Consider the following 18,223-nt stretch of genomic DNA (forward strand, 5'->3'; position numbering starts at 1 on the left):
CGATCTCAACGCCAGCGGAACCAACTGGTGGCTCGTCGCGAAAATCGTCCCCCGGCAGGCGGGAAAACAAGCCATCGACGGCATCAGAGTTCATTACACCGCAGGTGGGCGTTCAGGCAGCGCAGTCTATAACGAGAAAATCGTCACTAACTGCGCGAAGTGAGACCCAGGCCCAGGGGCGGGCGCAGTCTGCGCCCGCCCTCGTCAGCGCGCCAGTCCGTTCGAGCGCGGTGGACTAGGCGCAGGTGACACGGTAGTGGCATGGCCCGCCTATCCCCGACCAGGCACCTAGCCGAGGCGGACGAATGGTCGTCCTGACGGGGCTGCTCGGAGCAGGCAAAGCACGGTCGCGGAGACCCTCGCCGACCGCCTGACCTTCAGCGTCCACCTTCACAGCGACGACTTCTGGCATCACATCACACATCAGTGGCCAGAAGGCTGGTTAGGGCAGCGACCGTAGGTCGGATGCGTGGTGGTGCCGGGTGGGTCCAGCCGCTCTCTGCTGAGAAACCCAATGCCGAATCGCCGGGCCGGCGTCGGCCGTGCTGCCCGTTCTTACCTGCGGCTCGACCACCACTCGTCCGAATGCGCGTCGCCCGGTCACCGGGAATCCCGGCGCACGACGGCGCGAGACGGCACTAGGGCCGGTTGAGAGTGATCGAGTTGATCGGCGTGAAGTCGACCGCGACCGCTACCCACTGGGCATCGATGCGGCCGTTGTCAGCGACCTGAGGATCGTTGCAGTTCGTGCCGTTATAGCCCAGGCAGAGGTTCGCACTCGCGCCGCCTGTCTGGTTGTTGATGACGTCGTGAGGGCCGTACATGTTGCTCAGGTTGTGTGCCCCGTAGCTCCACAGCACGAGTTCGGGGACGCTCGTGTCAGTCGAGTCCTGGCCTTCCGGGTAGACACACACCGCGCCATCGGGACATCCGTCCCACGTACTGGCATGTGCAGCGGTGGCCGAGCCGAGCGCCATGGTGCATGCTGCGGCGAAGGTGAGGGCTGCGGCCTTCCCGGCTCGGCGGCTGCGCTGGAGGGACGGTCGCCCGGTGATTTCGTGGCTCATGATTACCTCGTTCGTGATTGCCCCGTTGGGCCCCGAAGGCAGCCGTTTCGGTGCCAGCGAGCGTTGTTCGACGTTGCAATGACGCCGCCGGGCCCTGCCCGACACTCTGCAACCAGGAGCGCTCGCCGGTAACCTGTGGGCTCTTAGGGTGCGGTCCGGGCGGAGAGCCGCTGCGAAACCTTGACTCTGTAGCGGAGCGGCCGAGCGGCAGCGAGGGCGTGGAGCTTCGGGGGTGGAGGGCGGGCTCCAGTTCCGGCGGAGCCGGAGCCAGCCGCAGGCGTCAGGCGGAGCGACGCGGAGCCGGGCCAGCGCAGCGTTCAGCGCGGAGCGCGTGCGCGGCAGCGCCCTGAGACTGTGAAGCGAAGCGGAGCGGGGTGGGAGGGCAGGCAGCCGAATGCGTTACCGGTCGGCCGCAGGCGTCCCGACGGAGCGCACCAGAGCAGCGAATCAGACCTCATCGGCGAGGATGTCGAGCGGATAGTCGCTCGTTTCCAAGCCTGCGGCCGTCACCACGCGCACGGTCCACGGGCCCGGTTCGGCCTCGAACGGGATCGGGACCGTCAACGCCGTATCGGTCGGGTTGGTGAAGCCGCCGTCCTGGTCCGGGACCAGCGGGACGTGGATGTGGATCGGGCCGAGTTTGACCACGATGCGGGCCAGCTGATCGGGGGCGGCGGCCGCTGCGGGGACGAAGCCCAGGCCGCGGATTTCGATCTCGTCGCCTTGCCGGATCGGGCCGTCCGGCTCGCCGGGAGTACGTACCCTGACGATGGAGACCAGGACCGGCTTGCGCACCTCGGTCAGCTTGACGGCCAGGTAGAGCGCCGCCGCACCGAGTGCGATGACAGTGACCGCGTCGGGTAACTGCGGGAGCTGATATGGGTCCTTGGCCAGCCCGATCACCAGGAACAGCACGCCGACCAGGTTCACCGGCAGCCATACCGCCGCGGCCAGCGAGCCGAGGCCGCTCTCCTCGACCAACAGATCGCGCAGCTGCGAGCGCTGTCCCGGCAGGTACGGCGCGGCCCTGCGGCGCATGCGTGCTGCCATGACCGCGCCGCTGATCACCGCGACGATGACCGGCGCCGCGAGCAGCGCGAGGTACTCCCAGCGCGGGTGCGAGAGCGACGCGGCGACCTGCGCTCGTTCGGCCGAGTCGCCTGCCGCGATGTCCTCGATCCCGAAGTACACGAACGCCGTGGCGATGCTCGCCGCCCATAGCACCCCGAGCGTGCGCGGCAGCGAAAGCCTTCCGTCGACCCCGACGAGGAAACACAGCACTCCGCCGATGTCGCTGTGTACGAGGGTGAACAACGTGAATAGCGCGGCGAAGGCGAGGAACGCGACCGGCGCCGCGGTGCGCGGCATCGTCCAGCCGTCCGAGAGCGGCAGGGTGGCAAGGTCGACCACGAGCACGGCGACCAGCAGCCACCATGCCCCGCGCATTGCCTGCTTGCCCACTAGCGCCAGCCAGGCCGCGTTCTCGCGGCGTGCTGCCGCCGCGAGCCGGCCGGCCCGCCTGGTCAGCTCGTCGGATACCCACTGCCGGGCGCCGGATTCCGAGTGCGCCAGCGCGGCGGGCACGCCCTCACCACGGGCGAATTCCGTACAGCGATCGACGAACTGGGTGAGTTCGAGGTCGTAGTCCCGCCGGACCGCGCCGTGATCCTGCGGTCCATGTACCTGCGGTCCGTGGACCACGCCCGCCCTCCCTGTGACATCGGCAGCAGGCTCGGAGCGTACACCGGTGAGGCCACGCGCCGGGCGGGGACAGTGCGGCGGTTGGGAATCCGTTACGGGATATCGATAAAGCGGACCGCAGGCGTCCGAATGGGGGTGCGAATGGGGGTGATTACTCCCACTCGATGGTGCCCGGCGGCTTGGAAGTCACGTCAAGGACGACGCGGTTCACGTCGCGCACCTCGTTGGTGATCCGCGTTGAGATGCGGGCCAGCACGTCGTACGGCAGTCGGGTCCAGTCGGCGGTCATCGCGTCCTCGGAGGAGACCGGACGCAGCACGATCGGGTGCCCGTACGTGCGGCCGTCGCCCTGAACGCCGACCGAGCGCACGTCCGCGAGCAGCACCACCGGGCACTGCCAGATCTCCCGGTCGAGCCCGGCCCGTGTCAGCTCCTCGCGGGCGATCGCGTCGGCCTCGCGCAGCAGGTCCAGCCGGTCCTCGGTGACCTCGCCGACGATGCGGATACCGAGTCCGGGGCCGGGGAAGGGCTGGCGCCACACGATCTCCGCAGGCAGACCGAGTTCCTCGCCGACCCGGCGCACCTCGTCCTTGAACAGCTTGCGCAGCGGTTCTACGAGTTCGAATTCGAGGTCGTCGGGCAGGCCACCGACATTGTGGTGCGACTTGATATTCGCGGTGCCGGCGCCGCCGCCAGACTCCACCACGTCGGGGTACAGGGTGCCTTGCACGAGGCACCAGTCGGAGGGAGCCGCACTGTGCTCGGATGCTGAGTCGCCCGCGACGATCTCGGCTTGCGCCTGCTCGAAGACCCGGATGAACTCCCGGCCGATGATCTTGCGCTTCTCCTCCGGGTCGGTCACTCCAGCCAGCGCGTCGAGGAAGCGCTGCCTGGCGTCGACCACCTTGAGCTCCACTCCGGTGGCCGCCACGAAGTCCTTCTCGACCTGCTCGGCCTCGCCCTTGCGCAGCAGTCCGTGGTCCACGAACACACAAGTGAGCCGGTGCCCGATGGCCCGCTGCACGAGCGCGGCCGCGACCGCGGAGTCCACGCCCCCGGACAGGCCACAGATCGCGCGGCGGTCACCGACCTGCGCGCGGATGGACTCCACGGCTTCCTCGACGATGTTGACCATGGTCCAGCTCGGCGTGATCCCGGCGCCGTGGTACAGGAAGTTCTCCAGCACCTTCTGGCCGTGCGCCGAGTGCAGCACTTCGGGGTGGTACTGCACGCCGTACAGCCGCCGCTCGTCGTCTTCGAAGGCTGCGACCGGCGCGCCGAAGGAGCGCGCGCTGACCTGGAAACCCTCGGGCGCGGCGACGACCGAGTCACCGTGCGACATCCAGACCGACTGCGCGGCGGGGGTTCCGGCGAACAGCGTCGAGGCGGTCTCGCTGACGGCCAGGTCGGTGCCGCCGTACTCGCGCGTGCCGGTCTTCTCGACCACGCCGCCGAGCGCCCGCGCCATGGCCTGGAAGCCGTAGCAGATGCCGAAGGTGGGCACTCCGGCGCGGAATAGCTCGGCGGCCACGTTCGGCGCGCCGTCGGCGTACACCGAGGAGGGCCCGCCGGACAGGATGATCGCGGCCGGGCGCTTGGCCAGCAGTTCGGCGACGGAAATGTCGTGCGGCACGATCTCGCTGTAGACCCGCGCTTCGCGGACCCGGCGCGCGATGAGCTGGGCGTACTGGGCGCCGAAGTCGATGACGAGAACCAGGGGGGAAGTGGAGTCCATAGTGCGACCAGTTTAGAGGGAGCGGCACGAGAGGCCGGTCCCGGTCCACCGGCGCGGCTCGCGGGTTCTGTGCGCCGGTTCAGCCAAGGGGTCCCCGCGCCGGGCCGGACAGGAGTGATCCCGGGCGGCCCGGCACAGGGACGGGAAGGGTACGCGGACGCCTGTCGGCTGTCCCCTGCCGACGGACGCGCACCGGGGCGAGGTCCCACAGCCGGGGGCCGGTTGTCGCTCTGCCCGGCCCCGGCCGTTCGCCACCGGCCCATCCGCCGTAGACAACGACTGATCGGACGTCCGGTTACGCAAGGGCGCGCCGCATAAGGCACACGCGGCTACGCGCGTCCGCGGCCGAGTTCGAGCAGGGCCATGGCGATCGTGGTGCCGGGGCGGCCGAGCGCGGCGGAGTAGCGGGCGATGATCTCGGTCTCCCGGCGCAGATCCACGCGGCGGCCGCCGTCTGAGATCCGGGCGGCCTGAATTTGCCGGGAGACTTCGATCCGGCGTTGCACGAGATCGGCGATCTCGGCGTCGAGCGCATCAATGCGTTCACGGCCGGTGAGCACACCATTGGGGCCCTCGGGACCGTCGGGACTTGCGGACCCGTCGATCGGGAGCTGCGGCGCGGGCTCGGTGCGGGGCGACTGCGCGGAAAGCTCGGTGGCGGTCATGGTCGGTCAATCCTTCCGGGTGGCCCTTGCGGGCGGTTCGGGAAGGCGCCGGCGGGTCCGCACGACCCGTGGCGAACGCGACGGCGCCCCGGACCCTGCGGGGTCCGGGGCGCCGTGAGTGGTCTCGCCGTGTTCGTCAGCGCGCGACCGCTTGGCTTGCCGGACCTGCCGGAAAGCCATAGCTAAATCGCCGCGAGTGAAGCACGTTCGTCACCTTAGCAGAGCATGCGCAAGAGTCCGGCTCGCGTCCACGAGCCGGACTCCCCCACGCTGAACGAAGACTCAGCCCCAGCTCTGCGCATTGGACGACTCGGTCGTCCGGTAGGCCTGCTCCGTCTCGTCGAGCACCCGGCCGATCGTCTGCAGCACGTTGCCGAGGTCGTTCTGGGCCTGAGTCCAAGCCTGCTGCTTCGCCTGGTACTGCTCAGCGGCCGCACCCGACCAGGTCGAGACCATCGGCTGCAGGAAGCTGTGCAGGTCGTTGAGCTTCTGCTCGAGGCTCTGGTATGTGCGCTGAGTGTTCTGGGCTGCCTCCGCGATGGTCGCGAAGGTGACCATCACCTGGCCCTGGTCGTAAGACATTCCCTACTCCCCTCGTGAGATGAAGACCCGCCGCGTGGCGGGATTAAGAACCCGCTCGATCGCCGCTTATTGGAGACCCTTGAGAATCGCGCCGATCTGCGACGAGTTGTTCTCTTCAGCCTGCGAGTAGCTCTTGTTGGTCTGCTCGAGCATCTGGGCGATGTCCGCCAGCGCCTGCTGCAGCTTGGTGGCATCCTGCCGCCAGCGCTCCATCAGCTGCTGGAACGCGCTGGCCGCGCTGCCCTTCCAGGAAGCGGCGACCGGCTCGAGGGCACTGGCCAGCGAGTTCAGCTCCGAGCCGATCTCCTCGCTGACCTGCTGGACCTGCTGCGCAGCCTTCTGCATCGTCGCAGCTTCGGTTGTGTAAGCTCCGGCCATCGTTCACCATCCCCGTCAAATCAGGAAATCTGCGTATAGGACAACTGTGAGGTTGTCAGATCCACCATTCCCGCGCTCCCCCAAGACCAAGGCCCTCGTTAGAGGTGACGGTTCGGTGCCATCTGCCCCTACACGCTACTGGTATGAGCGTGGCGGCAGAAAGCCGGGTACCAGACATTACCAAGTCTTTACCGTGTTCCAGCGCGTCGTGATCGGCAAGGTGCGGCGGCCCGTTGTCGCCTGCTGTCAGCGTTCTGGATCAGGTCAGGCCTCTACGTGTGTTGCTAACGCCGGCTGAGCGGCTACTTCAGTCCGAGGCGCTTGAGCAACCGCAGCGAGAACGTCAACTGCTTGGTGTAGCGCTCGGCGGAGAACCCGAGCCACGGGGCGAGCGGAAGTACCGTCTGCCGGGCGATCGTCTGGATCTCGGTGTAGCGGTGAATGCCTTCTGCTCCGTTGCGGCGGCCGAGTCCCGAGTCGCCCATCCCGCCGATGGCCGCGCCGACGGAGCCGAACGCCGCCGCGTACGCCTCGTTCACGTTGACCATTCCGGAGTGCAGGCGCAGCGCGGCCTCGCGGGCGCGCTTGGTGTCCCGGGTCCACACGGCGGCGTTCAGGCCGTACGGAGTGTCGTTGGCCAGGTCCAGGACCTCGGCCTCGTTCTTGAATCCGTATACTGATACGACCGGTCCGAAGGTTTCCTCGCCGTAGACGGACATCGTCGGCTTGACCCCGGACAGGATGGTGGGCTCGTAGAACAGCGAGCCGATGTCGGGACGGCGACGGCCGCCGGCGAGCACTTTGGCGCCCTTGGCCCGCGCGTCCTCCACATGCAGCGTGACCGCTTCGAGCTGCCTGGTCGAGGCGAGCGAGCCGATCTCCGCCGAGTAATCCAGGGCGCTGCCAAGCCGCAGTGCTTTGGTCTCGGTGACGAAGCGTTCGACGAACTGGTCGTATAGCGAGTAGTGCACGTACACGCGCTCGAAGGAGACGCACAGCTGCCCGGCGGACGAGAAGCAGCCGCGCAGCGCGCCCTGCACCGCCTTTTCCACATCCGCGTCGTCGAACACGACCATCGAGTTCTTGCCGCCGAGTTCCAGCGAGCAGCCGATCAGCCGACCGGCAGCCTGCTGCGCAACCTGGCGGCCAGTGCGGGTCGAGCCGGTGAAAGCGACGTAGTCGGCGTGGTCAACGACAGCCGGTCCGGTAACCGGTCCCTCACCGGTGACGATCTGCCACACGTCTTCGGGCAGGCCGGCCTTGACCGCGAACTGGCGGACGTAGAGCGCCGTGAGTGTGGTCGAATTGTCCGGCTTGTGCACAACCGCGTTGCCCGCGGCCAGGGCTGGGGCGATGTCCATCACGACGAGAGCGAGCGGGTAGTTCCACGGCGTGATCAGGCCGACGACGCCCTTGGGATGACGCACCTCGGAGACCTTGGTCAGGCCGGGCAGGATGCCGGGACGACGCCGGTCCTTGAGATACCCGGCGGCCGCGGCCGCGTAGTGACGCAGCGCGGCGGCCGAGCCGGCCAGTTCCTCATAGGCGTGCAGCCGCGCCTTGCCGGTCTCGATCTGGACGAGGTTGAGCAGATGCGGCTCGTTGTCGAACAGCAGGTCGTGCAGGCGGCGCAGCACCGCGGCGCGCTCCCGCACTGGCCGCGCGGCCCAGGCCGGCTGCGCCGCGCGGGCCTTCTGGAAGGCCAGCCGCACGTCACCGGGCGCGGACTGCGGCAGCTCGACGATGACCTCGCCGGTCAGCGGGGCGTGGATCGACGCGGTCGAGGCGGAGGAGCCGACCACCACGTCCTCGACCAGCCGCGCGACGAACTCGCGAGGCAGATGCGGGCGTATGGACTCCAGCCGCACCCCGGAAGCGCCGTTACCGCCGGCGCCGGCACCATTGCCCGCACCAGCGCCCGAGCCCCCTCCTGCCGCTGGGCTCTGCGCCGCCTGGGGAGTCACACCGCTCGTCGTCATAGCGCACAGACTAAGCCCGCCATCTCGCCGAATCCAGACCGGTTACCGGCTAGTAATCGACCATGGTGCTGCACCGGTGCGATCAGAACGCGAGTTCGTCCCATGCGATGCGGATCGGGAACGGCTCGTCGGCGCGGACGCCCTCGGGTGTCTCGGCCGGCGTCCAGCGGGCGCGCACCTCGTAGCGCTTCTCGCCTTCGGGGAGCGCGTACCAGGTGACGGTGGATATGGCGCCGTTGCGCGTCTCGACGGTCCAGTAATGGGGGATGCCAGCGTCGGCGTACTCGGCGGACTTGTGCACTGTGTCCATGATCCGGCTGGACTGCGAGACGATCTCGACGACCAGCAAGGTGTCCGAGGGCGAGGGCAGATTTGAGCCGTGCGCGAGTTCGTACACGATCACGTCGGGCCGGCGATGGTGCAACGGATGGTCCCGAAGCCGCAGCGCGTAGCCGTAGATCGCGTCGATCGCGCGGCCGGAAGCCTGCGCATAGGCGCGGGCGTGCGACCGGAGCTCCAGATTGACCATGCCGGCGGCGCCCTGGTGATCCATGGTCGGCGAGGCGAGCAACAGAGCTCGCCCGTCGACGATCTCCATCCGGCTGCACAGGGTTTCGGGCATCGCCTGCCACATGTCCGCGGTCACGTTTTCCCAGATCCAGTACGGGATCGCGTGGCCTGCCCAGTAAGTCGTCTCGTCCCACGTGCGCTCCACGGCGGCGTCCCTGCGCCCGATTCGATCATTCACGCGACCGAACGTAGCAGACCTCTCACACACCGTCACACCGAATCAAGCACGGTGGCTTGATCAGACCACTGTCAGCGGCAGCAGCTTCTTACCCGTCGGGCCGACCTGGATCTCGGTCTGCATCTGCGGGCAGACGCCGCAATCGAAGCACGGGGTCCAGCGGCAATCGTCCACCTCGACCTCGCGCAGCGCGTCCTGCCAGTCCTCCCACAGCCATTCGCGATCGAGGCCGGAGTCCAGGTGGTCCCAGGGCAGCACCTCGACCTGGTCGCGCTCGCGGGTCGTGTACCAGGGCACGTCGACCGGCTCGTCCTTGAGCGCGCGCTCGGCGGCCCGCATCCAGCGCTCGTAGGAGAAGAACTCGCTCCAGCCGTCGAAGCGGCCGCCGTCCTCGTATACCGCGCGGATGACCTTGCCGATCCTGCGGTCGCCGCGGGAGAGCAAGCCTTCGACGATGCCGGGCTTGCCGTCGTGGTAGCGGAAACCGATGGCGCGGCCGTAGTCACGATCGGCGCGGATCGCGTCGCGCAGCTTGATCAGGCGCGCGTCCGTCTCCTGCGCGCCGAGCTGCGCGGTCCACTGGAAGGGCGTGTGCGGCTTGGGCACGAAGCCGCCGATGCTTACTGTGCAACGGATGTCGCGGCTGCCGGATGCTTCGCGCCCGGCCTTGATGACCTTGCGCGCCATCTCGGCGATCTGGAGCACGTCCTCGTCGGTCTCGGTGGGCAGACCGCACATGAAATACAGCTTGACCTGCCGCCAGCCCGCCGAGTACGCGGCGGTGACCGTGCGGATCAGGTCCTCCTCGCTGACCATCTTGTTGATGACCTTGCGGATCCGCTCGCTGCCACCCTCCGGCGCGAACGTCAGGCCACTGCGACGGCCGTTGCGGGACAGTTCGTTGGCCAGGTCGATGTTGAACGCGTCGACACGAGTGGACGGCAGCGAGAGCGACGTGTTCGTGCCCTCATACCGGTCCGCCAGGCCCTTGGCGACGTCGGCGATCTCGCTGTGGTCGGCGGAGGAAAGCGAGAGCAGGCCGACCTCTTCGTATCCGGTGGCGGACAGGCCGCGCTCGACCATCTCGCCGATGCCCGTGATCGAACGCTCGCGTACCGGGCGGGTGATCATGCCGGCCTGGCAGAACCGGCAACCGCGGGTACAGCCGCGGAAGATCTCCACGCTCATCCGCTCGTGGACCGTCTCGGCGAGCGGGACCAGCGGCGCCTTCGGGTACGGCCACTCGTCCAGGTCCATGACAGTGTGCTTCGACACCCGCCACGGCACGCCCGGCCGGTTCGGCACTACTCGCTTGATCCGGCCGTCCGGCAGGTACTCGACGTCGTAGAAGCGCGGGATGTAGACGCCCCCGGTGCGCGCGAGGCGGAGCAGGAGCTCGTCGCGGCCGCCTGGCCTGCCCTCGGCCTTCCATGCGCGCACGACGTCGGTGATGGTGAGCACCGCCTGCTCACCGTCGCCGAGCACGGCCGCGTCGATGAAGTCCGCGATCGGCTCGGGGTTGAAGGCGGCGTGGCCCCCGGCGATGACGACCGGGTGCGACTCGTCGCGGTCCTTGGCCTCCAACGGGATGCCGGCCAGATCCAGCGCGGTGAGCAGGTTGGTGTAACCGAGTTCGGTGGAGAACGAGATGCCGAACAGGTCGAACGCGCCGACCGGCCGGTGCCCGTCCACGGTGAACTGGGGCACGTCGTGCTCACGCATCAGCGCTTCGAGGTCCGGCCAGACCGAATACGTGCGCTCGGCCAGCACACCCTCGCGCTCGTTGAGCACCTCGTAAAGGATCATGGTGCCCTGGTTGGGCAGGCCGACCTCGTAGGCATCGGGGTACATCAGCGCCCAGCGCACGTCGCAGGCGTCCCAGTCCTTCACCGTGGAGTTGAGTTCGCCGCCGACATACTGAATCGGCTTGCGCACGGAAGGCAGCAGGGCTTCTAGACGGGGCCAGACGGAGTTCACCACGGTCCCAGGCTACCTGGTGGAGCGGAGCCTGACGTTTTCCAGCAGGCCGACGGCGATGAAGTTGGCGAACATCGAGGAACCGCCGTAGGAGACGAACGGCAGCGGGATTCCGGCCACCGGCATGATCCCGAGCGTCATCCCGATGTTCTCGAAGGTCTGGAAGGTGAACCAGCTGAGCACTCCCGCGGCCAGCAGCAGCGGGAACGGCTCGGTGGCGGTGCGGGCGATCACGCAGGCGCGCCACAGCAGCACGGCGAACAACGCGATGATCAGCAGCCCGCCGACCAGGCCCAGCTCCTCACCGGCGACCGTGAACACGAAGTCGGTCTGCTGCTCGGGCACGAATTGGCCGTTGGTCTGCGCGCCGTGGAAGAGACCTTGGCCGAAGATCCCGCCGGAGCCGATCGCCAGGCGTGCCTGGTGGGTGTTGTAGCCCACGCCCCGTGGATCGAGGTTCGGGTCGGCGAAGGCGGCGAATCGGTTGACCTGGTGCGCGGCGAGCAGATGGAGCTTCACGATCGCGAACACTCCCGCGCCGGCCCCGATCGTCAACAGCGCGAGTACCCGCATCCGGACGCCGCAGACCACGATCATGCCGACCACGGTCGCGACGATGACCATGGTGGTGCCGAGGTCGGGCAGCAGCGCGATCAGGCCCATCGGCACCGCGGCCGCCAGCAGCGCCAGGAACAGCTGCCGGGCGGTGGGCACGTCGCCGGGCCGGCGCGCGTCGAAGACCGGGGCGAGCAGGTCGGGAGCGCGCCGGATGCTCGGCCGCGCGGCCAGCGCCATCGCGACCGCCATCACGACGCCTACTTTCGCGAACTCGGCAGGCTGGATCGAGAAGCCGGCGCCGAGCTCGATCCAGGAGCGGGCGCCGTTCACGGTCGAACCGAGCGGGGAGAGCACGGCGAGCAGGCCGAGGACGGCGAAGAGATACACGGCCGGAGTCAGCGCGCGCATCCGCTTGTGGTCGAGGGCGCTGACGGCGATCGCCAGCGCCAGCCCGACGCCGAGGTTGAGCAGGTGCCGCTTGAGGAAGTACTGCGGGTCGCCACCGGTCAGCTGGCTGCGCTCCCGCGTCGCCGACCAGACGAGGACCGCGCCGACCAAGGCGAGAGCGATTGCCGAACCAACCAGCGGCCAGTCGAACCGGCGCAGCGCTCCGCCGCGGCGGGCGGCCGCGCGTACTCGGTCGGTCGGGGAATCGGTCAGCGCGATGCCGACCGCGGGGACGCCGGCCTTCTCACCGATGATCATGTGAAGACGCCCCCTCGGTGCAGGCCCGCGCGGATGAGATCGGCGTAGCGGCGTTCGGGGAGGTAGTAGGCGGCAGTGAGGATTGGTGGCACGGCGTGGAGTGACGGTGCGTGGAGTGACGGTGCGTGGAACGAAGGCAGGACGGCGGAGACGCCGTAGGCGGGCGGCGGCAGATAGGGGGGCGGGAGGATCTGGTCCGCCGGGGTGACGAGCGTGCCGTCCGGCTGGATCCGCGGAAGCGTGGCAGGGGGCTGCGGCAACAGGGCCGCCTGCTGGTTGATCGCGCCGTTCTGGACGCCGTAGAGCGCTTCCTCGATCTTTTCCACCGCCGGACCAGAGGTCATCGCGCCCTGCCCACCCTGGGAGACCATCATCGCGACCGCGTACTGCGGGTGATCCGCCGGGAGGAAGGACGCGAACACGGACGTCGCCTGCTTGCCGTACACGTCCGCGGTTCCGGTCTTCGCGCCGATCGCGATCTTGTCGCGCGGCCAGGCGCCGAACACGCCCGCCGCGGTGCCCTCCTGCGCGACACCCTCGAACGCGTTGACCAGGAATGAGCGCGTGGCCGGGGAGACCGGCACATGCCCGACGACCTTCGGCTGGTACGTCGAGACCAGGTGCCCGTCTGGCGAGATCACCGCCTTCTCCAGGTGCGGCTGGTACAGCGTTCCGCCGTTGGCCAGCGCCGAATACGCGCGCGCGAGTTGCAGCGGCGTGACCAGGATGCCGCCCTGGCCGATCGCCTCGATGACGGCGTCACCGCCGCGGAACTGCCAGCCGTCCTGGCAGTTCTCGTAAGCGATCTGCTTGAGGTACGCGGCGCGCGCCGGGTCGGAGCCGGCCACCTCGGGATAGCCGGTCTGGGCGCGGCGGCACCAGATGTCCTTCATCTGCTTCCACGTCGCCAGCTTCTCCTGCCGGGTCTGCACATCGCCGCTGGCCTCGCCGGGCAGGTCGATTCCGGTCGCCCGGCCGAAGCCGTACTGCGCGGCCATGGTCTGCACGGGATCCAACGGGTGCGCGACCGGGTGGTTGCCCCCGTCGTGCTGCCACATCTGGTAGGCGGCGCGGTAGAACACGGTGTCGCAGGACACTTCGATGGTGCGCTTGAGGGTGATGGGGCCGAACGCCTCGCCCTCGAAGTTGTGGAAGGACTGGCTGCCGATGTCGAACGACGGCGAGCATTCGTAGGTGCCGTGCGGCGGGAAGCCGTCCTGCAGCATCGCCGAGGCGGTGACCAGCTTGAACGTCGATCCGGGGGCGAACTGGCCCTGGAACGCGCGGTCGAGCAGCGGGATGCCGGCCCCCGGGTCGGTCAGATGCGCGTAGTCCGCCGCGCTGATACCGCCGCTCCACACGGTCGGGTCGTAGCTCGGGTAGGTGGCCATCGCGACCACTCCGCCGGTGTTCACGTCGAGCACGACGACCGCACCCGAGTCGGCCTTGTAATGGGCGCTGCTGTTCTTGTCCCAACCGCCGCGCGCCGACTTGATCGCGGCGGCGAGCTGTTGTTCCGCGATGGCCTGGATGTGCGCGTCAAGGGTGGTGACCACGTCGTCTCCGGCGATCGGAGCCGTGGACGAGACGGTGCGCACCGCGCGGCCCACGTTGTCGACCGCCACCTCGGACGTCCCGGAAACGCCGCGCAGCTGCTTGTCATAGCTCTGTTCGAGCCCTGAGCGGCCGACCATGTCGGTGGGCTGATAGGAGGAGCCTGGAGCGCTCAGCTCGTCCGGGCTGACCGGAGAGAGGTAGCCGAGAACCTGCGCGGCCTGCATGCCGTACGGCTCCGGGTAGGCGCGCTGCGCCGCGGGGACGACGGCGACGCCGGGGAACTGGTCGTGCTCCTCCATGATCTTGACGGCCAGCGGGGGCGGCACGTCCTGCGCGACGGGGATCGGCTGGTACGGCGAGCCGGTCCAGCAGGGCTGCGACACCGTAGGCGAGCAGAGCCTGGCGTGCTGCTCGATCTGCTCGACGGGCACGCCGAGGGTGCCGGCGAGGTGTTCGAGCACAGCCTTGCCCTGGTGCGGCTGCTGAGCCAGGGTGCTGAGGTCGACGGTGGCTTCGAGCACGGTGCGGTTGTTCACCAGCGGCCGGCCCTGGTCGTCGAGGATCGAGCCGCGAACGGCCGCGGTCGCCACCGTGCGCAGGTCGTTGGCCGCGGCGGCTTGCTGGAACTGCGTGCCCGAGTGCACCTGGAGATACCAGAGCCGGGCACCGAGAGTGCATAACAGGGCCAGCACCAACACCTGCACAACGGATACACGGCTGCGCGCGAGCTGCGGTACGGACAACGGACGGTTCACACCCTCTCGGCCTCGGAACGCAGTCCGGGGCTGGTGTGCGCCGGACCGGGGAAGATGGCGCCCTCGACGGCGTTGCCGACCGGGGCGAGATAGCGGGCGCCCGCGCCGTCCGCACGGCGAGCCAGAATCGCCAGGCCGGGGACGATCAGGGGCGTGGCGACCGCGGTGTAGAGCGCGGTGGCGCCGAGCGCGAGCAGAAGTCCGGAGCCGGAGAGACCGATGCCGTCGCCGAGCGCGAGGCCGATCACCGTGTCGAGAATGAGCGCCAGCGCGGCATAAAAGCCGGCCAGGACGCTGGTGCGCAGAGCGGAGCGGCGCACCTCGCGAGCGGCCCGCCCGGCGAGCGCGCCGATGAGCGTCAGGACGAGGGCATGCCTTCCGACCGCGCTGAGCGAAGGCGGCGCGAGGTCCTGGATCAAGCCGGCCATGAAGCCCGCGGCCGCCCCGCCGCTGGTCCCCCACTCGGCGGCGAGGGCGAGCGTCGCGAGCAGAATCAGGTCGGGTACGGCGTAGGGCAGGTGCAGCTTCGGCGCGACCGACGACTCCAGCGTGAGCGCGAGAATCGCGGCGGCCGCGGTCAGCGCGGCGCGCAGCAGGGTTCGCATGGATTCCTGACCTCTTCCCGGCGCGGTTTGGGCTGCTCCACCTGCTACGGCCGCGGTGCGCTGGCTGACTGTGCGTCAGATACGGCGCCCGGCACCATCGCGTCACGCGGATCGGTACGCGGAGGCTGCACAACCACGGCCACCGTGTCGACAGACGTCGCGTCGACGTACGGGGTAACGAGCACCGTGCGCGTGAGGGCACCAGGCGTCGAAACAACCTGACGTACCGTCCCGACCGGTACTCCAGGCACGAATGGCGTGTCACCGGCCGAACCGAGGGTGACGACGACCGCGCCCGGCTTGACCTTCAGCTGCGGGTCAAGGAACTCGACGCGCAGCGTATGCGGATCCTGACCGCTCGCGGTTCCGATGGTGCCCGAACCGGCGAGCCGTACCCCGACCGTGGAGGCCGGGTCAACAGCCAGCAGCACGGTTGCGGTATACCGGCCGACCGCGGTGGTGCGGCCGACGAGCCCGTCGCCGGTGATGACGGTCTGGTTCTCGGTGATGCCGTCGCGCGCCCCGGCGTCGATGGTCGCCGACCAGGTTCCGTCCTGCGCGGGGGAAAGGCCGACCAGCTGTGCGGGCACGGTTTTGAGGCCGCCGAGCGCGGTCAGCCGCAGCAGCTTGTCGAGCTGGTCGGCCCGCGCGCGGTCCTGCGTACCGGTCTCCAGCTGCGTCTTGAGCGAGGAGACCTGCGCGGTGAGCTGGGTGATGCGCTGTTGGTCCGCGGTCGAGTGACCCCAGCCGTTCAGCAGCGATCCGATGCCGCGCATGCCGCTGCCCGCGGCCCGCTGCACGGGTCCGAGCACGGACTGGCCGACGGAGCGCACCTTTCCGAGCGGTCCTGGCGATCCGGGGCGGTCGCCGTGTGCATCGACAGTGATCAGCGCGAAGCCGGCGAGCAGCAGCCCGACCAACACGATCCGGGTACGGCGCGTGTCGCGCATATAGCGGCGTCCTTCATTGCTTTGCGCCTCTCATGCGACTACACCCGTCATTGCCGTGCACTTCGTCACCGTGTTCCGCCGGTCACCTGCGGCTCTGCGCGCCGAGCACTGGCTGGAGCGCGTCGAACTCGTCCACACAGCGGCCCGAGCCGAGCACCACCGAGTCCAGCGGATTCTCCGCGATGAGCACCGGCATCCCGGTCTCCCGGCGCAGTCGCTGGTCGAGGCCGCGCAGCAGGGCGCCGCCGCCGGTGAGCACGATGCCGCGGTCCATGATGTCGCCGGACAGCTCGGGCGGGCACTTGTCCAAGGTGTCCTTCACCGCGTCCACGATCGCGGCCACCGGCTCGTCGATCGCGCGGCGGATCTCGGTGGAGGTCAGCACGATGACCTTCGGCAGCCCGGAGACCAGGTCCCGGCCGCGCACTTCGGCGTGCAACTCGGCGTCGTGGTCGTCTGCCGAGCCGATGGTGATCTTCAGCTCCTCGGCGGTGCGCTCGCCGAGCAGCATCGAGTACTCCTTCTTGGCGTACTGGATGATCGCGTTGTCCAGCTCATCCCCGGCGGTGCGGATGGACGAGGCGGTCACGATGCCCGCGTAGGAGATGACCGCCACCTCCGTGGTGCCACCGCCCACGTCCACGACCATGTTCCCGGTGGCCTCCTGGATCGGCAGGCCGGCCCCGATCGCGGCGGCCATCGGCTCCTCGATCAGGTGCACCTGGCGGGCGCCGGCGGCGTCGGCGGCGTCCTCGACGGCGCGCCGCTCGACCCCGGTGATCCCGCTCGGCACGCAGATGACCACGCGCGGCTGGGCGAGCAGCCTGCGGTGGTGCACCTTGCGGATGAAGTAGCGCAGCATCCGCTCGGCGATTTCGAAGTCGGCGATGACCCCGTCCTTGAGCGGGCGGATGGCGACGATGTTGCCGGGAGTGCGGCCCATCATCTTCTTCGCCTCGGAGCCGACCGCGAGCACCGCGCCGTTGTGCGTGTTGACCGCGACGACCGAGGGTTCGTTGAGCACGATCCCCTTGCCGCGCACGTAGACCAGCGTGTTCGCCGTTCCGAGGTCCACCGCGATGTCACGGCCGACGACCGACATGCCCATATTCGTACCAGCTACCTTCCGCGATCACCCACGCCCGTCTTCAGACAGTACGGGTGCTTCCCGCCGATTCGCGGCAAGGAAACGGAGGTTCCACCGGACGAGGTACCGACGGCTGGTCTGGTCAGCCCTGCTCGGGGAAGAACAGCTTGATCTCGCGCTCGGCGGAGGTCGGCGAGTCGGAACCGTGCACCAGGTTCTGCACGACGGTGGTGCCGATGTCGGTGGCGAGGTCGCCGCGGATGGTCCCGGGCGCGGCCTTGACCGGGTCTGTGGCGCCGGCGAGGGTGCGGAAGGCCTCGATGCAGCGGTGGCCTTCGATGATCATGGCGACGACCGGTCCGGACATCATGAAGGAGACCAGCGGTTCGAAGAATGGCTTGCCCTCGTGCTCGGCGTAGTGCTCCTCGACCAGCTCGCGAGGCAGCGCCCGCAGGTCCAGCGCGACCACCCTGATCCCCTTGGCTTCGATCCGCCGGATGATCTCCCCGGTAAGCGCGCGGCGCACGCCGTCCGGCTTCACCAGCACGAGCGAGCGTTCCACAGGGGTCGCCACCATCATCTCCTCAAGCAGTCGTGCGACGTCTGATTCGACGTCTGTGGTTCCCTTGATGGTATGACCCCGATCAGCGGGTCTTCACTCCAGGACGCTCTGTAGAAGTTCGCTCGTCGGCCGCGGAATCCGGCGCCTCGGCCGCGGGTTCGGCCTCGGCTTCGGCCTGCTGCGCCGCGGGTTCGGCCTGCTGCGTCCTAGCCTCGTGCTCGGCCATCCGCTGCGCCTTGATCTGCTCCGCCTTCGCGCCGAAGTGCAGGCCGGCCCACCAGATCGCGGTGAAGATGACGCCGAGCACGAACATGTCGGTGACCAGGAATCCGGCCGCGATGAAGCCGATTTGCAGCGCCCAGCCGACGCCGTAGGCCCAGCGGTATCGCATCATCCCGGACAGCAGGATGCACACGACGCCGAGCACTACCGCGACGATCCAGTCGTCGGAAGGGTGCAGCTTCCCGACGACGAGACCGAAGAAGAGGGCGATGAACGCCTCGAAGACGAGTACGGAGGCGGCCATCCGGCGCATCGGATCGCCCTTTCTGGTTCAGTGTCCGTCGCTGACCTTGCCGGCCGCTTGAACCTCCATTGAAGCAGCCGCGGCGC

At 68.8% G+C, this 18,223-nt stretch carries 16 protein-coding genes; all 16 read right to left on the reverse strand.

Translation table 11 applies throughout. From position 1 onward, the window contains the following. Positions 1-638 precede the first annotated feature (638 nt). A complete protein-coding gene (locus VN779_RS21780) occupies positions 639-1,067 on the reverse strand; it encodes a hypothetical protein (RefSeq protein ID WP_325726301.1) in 429 nt (142 codons plus the stop codon). 447 nt (positions 1,068-1,514) lie between these two features. After that, positions 1,515-2,768, reverse strand: coding sequence for a hypothetical protein (locus VN779_RS21785; protein WP_325726303.1), 1,254 nt, complete (start codon positions 2,766-2,768; stop codon positions 1,515-1,517). Between the two features lie 151 nt (positions 2,769-2,919). Then, on the reverse strand, positions 2,920-4,503 hold the full coding sequence (guaA, locus tag VN779_RS21790) for a glutamine-hydrolyzing GMP synthase (protein WP_325726305.1): 1,584 nt from the start codon (positions 4,501-4,503) through the stop codon (positions 2,920-2,922). A 329-nt stretch (positions 4,504-4,832) separates the two neighbouring features. Continuing rightward, a complete protein-coding gene (locus VN779_RS21795; RefSeq protein WP_325726307.1) occupies positions 4,833-5,168 on the reverse strand; it encodes a chorismate mutase in 336 nt (111 codons plus the stop codon). 282 nt (positions 5,169-5,450) lie between these two features. Next, a complete protein-coding gene (locus VN779_RS21800) occupies positions 5,451-5,750 on the reverse strand; it encodes a WXG100 family type VII secretion target (protein ID WP_325726309.1) in 300 nt (99 codons plus the stop codon). Between the two features lie 66 nt (positions 5,751-5,816). After that, entirely contained in the window at positions 5,817-6,128 is a 312-nt protein-coding gene (locus tag VN779_RS21805) for a WXG100 family type VII secretion target (protein ID WP_325726311.1), read from the reverse strand. A 302-nt stretch (positions 6,129-6,430) separates the two neighbouring features. Beyond that, on the reverse strand, positions 6,431-8,107 hold the full coding sequence (locus VN779_RS21810; RefSeq protein WP_325726313.1) for a succinic semialdehyde dehydrogenase: 1,677 nt from the start codon (positions 8,105-8,107) through the stop codon (positions 6,431-6,433). 82 nt (positions 8,108-8,189) lie between these two features. Then, positions 8,190-8,855, reverse strand: a complete 666-nt coding sequence (locus VN779_RS21815; RefSeq protein ID WP_325726315.1) for a Uma2 family endonuclease — start codon at positions 8,853-8,855, stop codon at positions 8,190-8,192. 60 nt (positions 8,856-8,915) lie between these two features. Further along, positions 8,916-10,835 (reverse strand): TIGR03960 family B12-binding radical SAM protein, encoded by a 1,920-nt coding sequence (locus tag VN779_RS21820; protein ID WP_325726317.1) that lies wholly within the window; start codon positions 10,833-10,835, stop codon positions 8,916-8,918. A gap of 9 nt (positions 10,836-10,844) precedes the next feature. Beyond that, the gene (rodA, locus tag VN779_RS21825) at positions 10,845-12,095 is read right to left on the reverse strand and encodes a rod shape-determining protein RodA (RefSeq protein WP_325726319.1); all 1,251 of its coding nucleotides are present in this window, start codon (positions 12,093-12,095) and stop codon (positions 10,845-10,847) included. After that, positions 12,092-14,395 carry a penicillin-binding protein 2 gene (gene mrdA / locus VN779_RS21830; RefSeq protein WP_325726321.1) on the reverse strand — a complete coding sequence of 768 codons (2,304 nt, stop codon included), beginning with the start codon at positions 14,393-14,395 and terminating at the stop codon, positions 12,092-12,094. Before mrdA ends, rodA begins: the two co-directional genes overlap by 4 nt. A gap of 8 nt (positions 14,396-14,403) precedes the next feature. Continuing rightward, the gene (mreD, locus tag VN779_RS21835; RefSeq protein WP_325726323.1) at positions 14,404-15,012 is read right to left on the reverse strand and encodes a rod shape-determining protein MreD; all 609 of its coding nucleotides are present in this window, start codon (positions 15,010-15,012) and stop codon (positions 14,404-14,406) included. Between the two features lie 44 nt (positions 15,013-15,056). Then, a complete protein-coding gene (gene mreC / locus VN779_RS21840) occupies positions 15,057-15,962 on the reverse strand; it encodes a rod shape-determining protein MreC (RefSeq protein WP_325726325.1) in 906 nt (301 codons plus the stop codon). An 82-nt stretch (positions 15,963-16,044) separates the two neighbouring features. Continuing rightward, positions 16,045-17,064 carry a rod shape-determining protein gene (locus tag VN779_RS21845; RefSeq protein ID WP_325726327.1) on the reverse strand — a complete coding sequence of 340 codons (1,020 nt, stop codon included), beginning with the start codon at positions 17,062-17,064 and terminating at the stop codon, positions 16,045-16,047. Between the two features lie 127 nt (positions 17,065-17,191). Then, a complete protein-coding gene (gene ndk / locus VN779_RS21850; protein WP_414639736.1) occupies positions 17,192-17,626 on the reverse strand; it encodes a nucleoside-diphosphate kinase in 435 nt (144 codons plus the stop codon). A 67-nt stretch (positions 17,627-17,693) separates the two neighbouring features. Continuing rightward, the gene (locus VN779_RS21855) at positions 17,694-18,137 is read right to left on the reverse strand and encodes a DUF4233 domain-containing protein (RefSeq protein WP_325726331.1); all 444 of its coding nucleotides are present in this window, start codon (positions 18,135-18,137) and stop codon (positions 17,694-17,696) included. Between the last annotated feature and the right edge of the window lie 86 nt (positions 18,138-18,223).

Source organism: Actinocrinis sp., assembly GCF_035605935.1.
Classification (GTDB): Bacteria; Actinomycetota; Actinomycetes; order Streptomycetales; family Catenulisporaceae; genus Actinocrinis.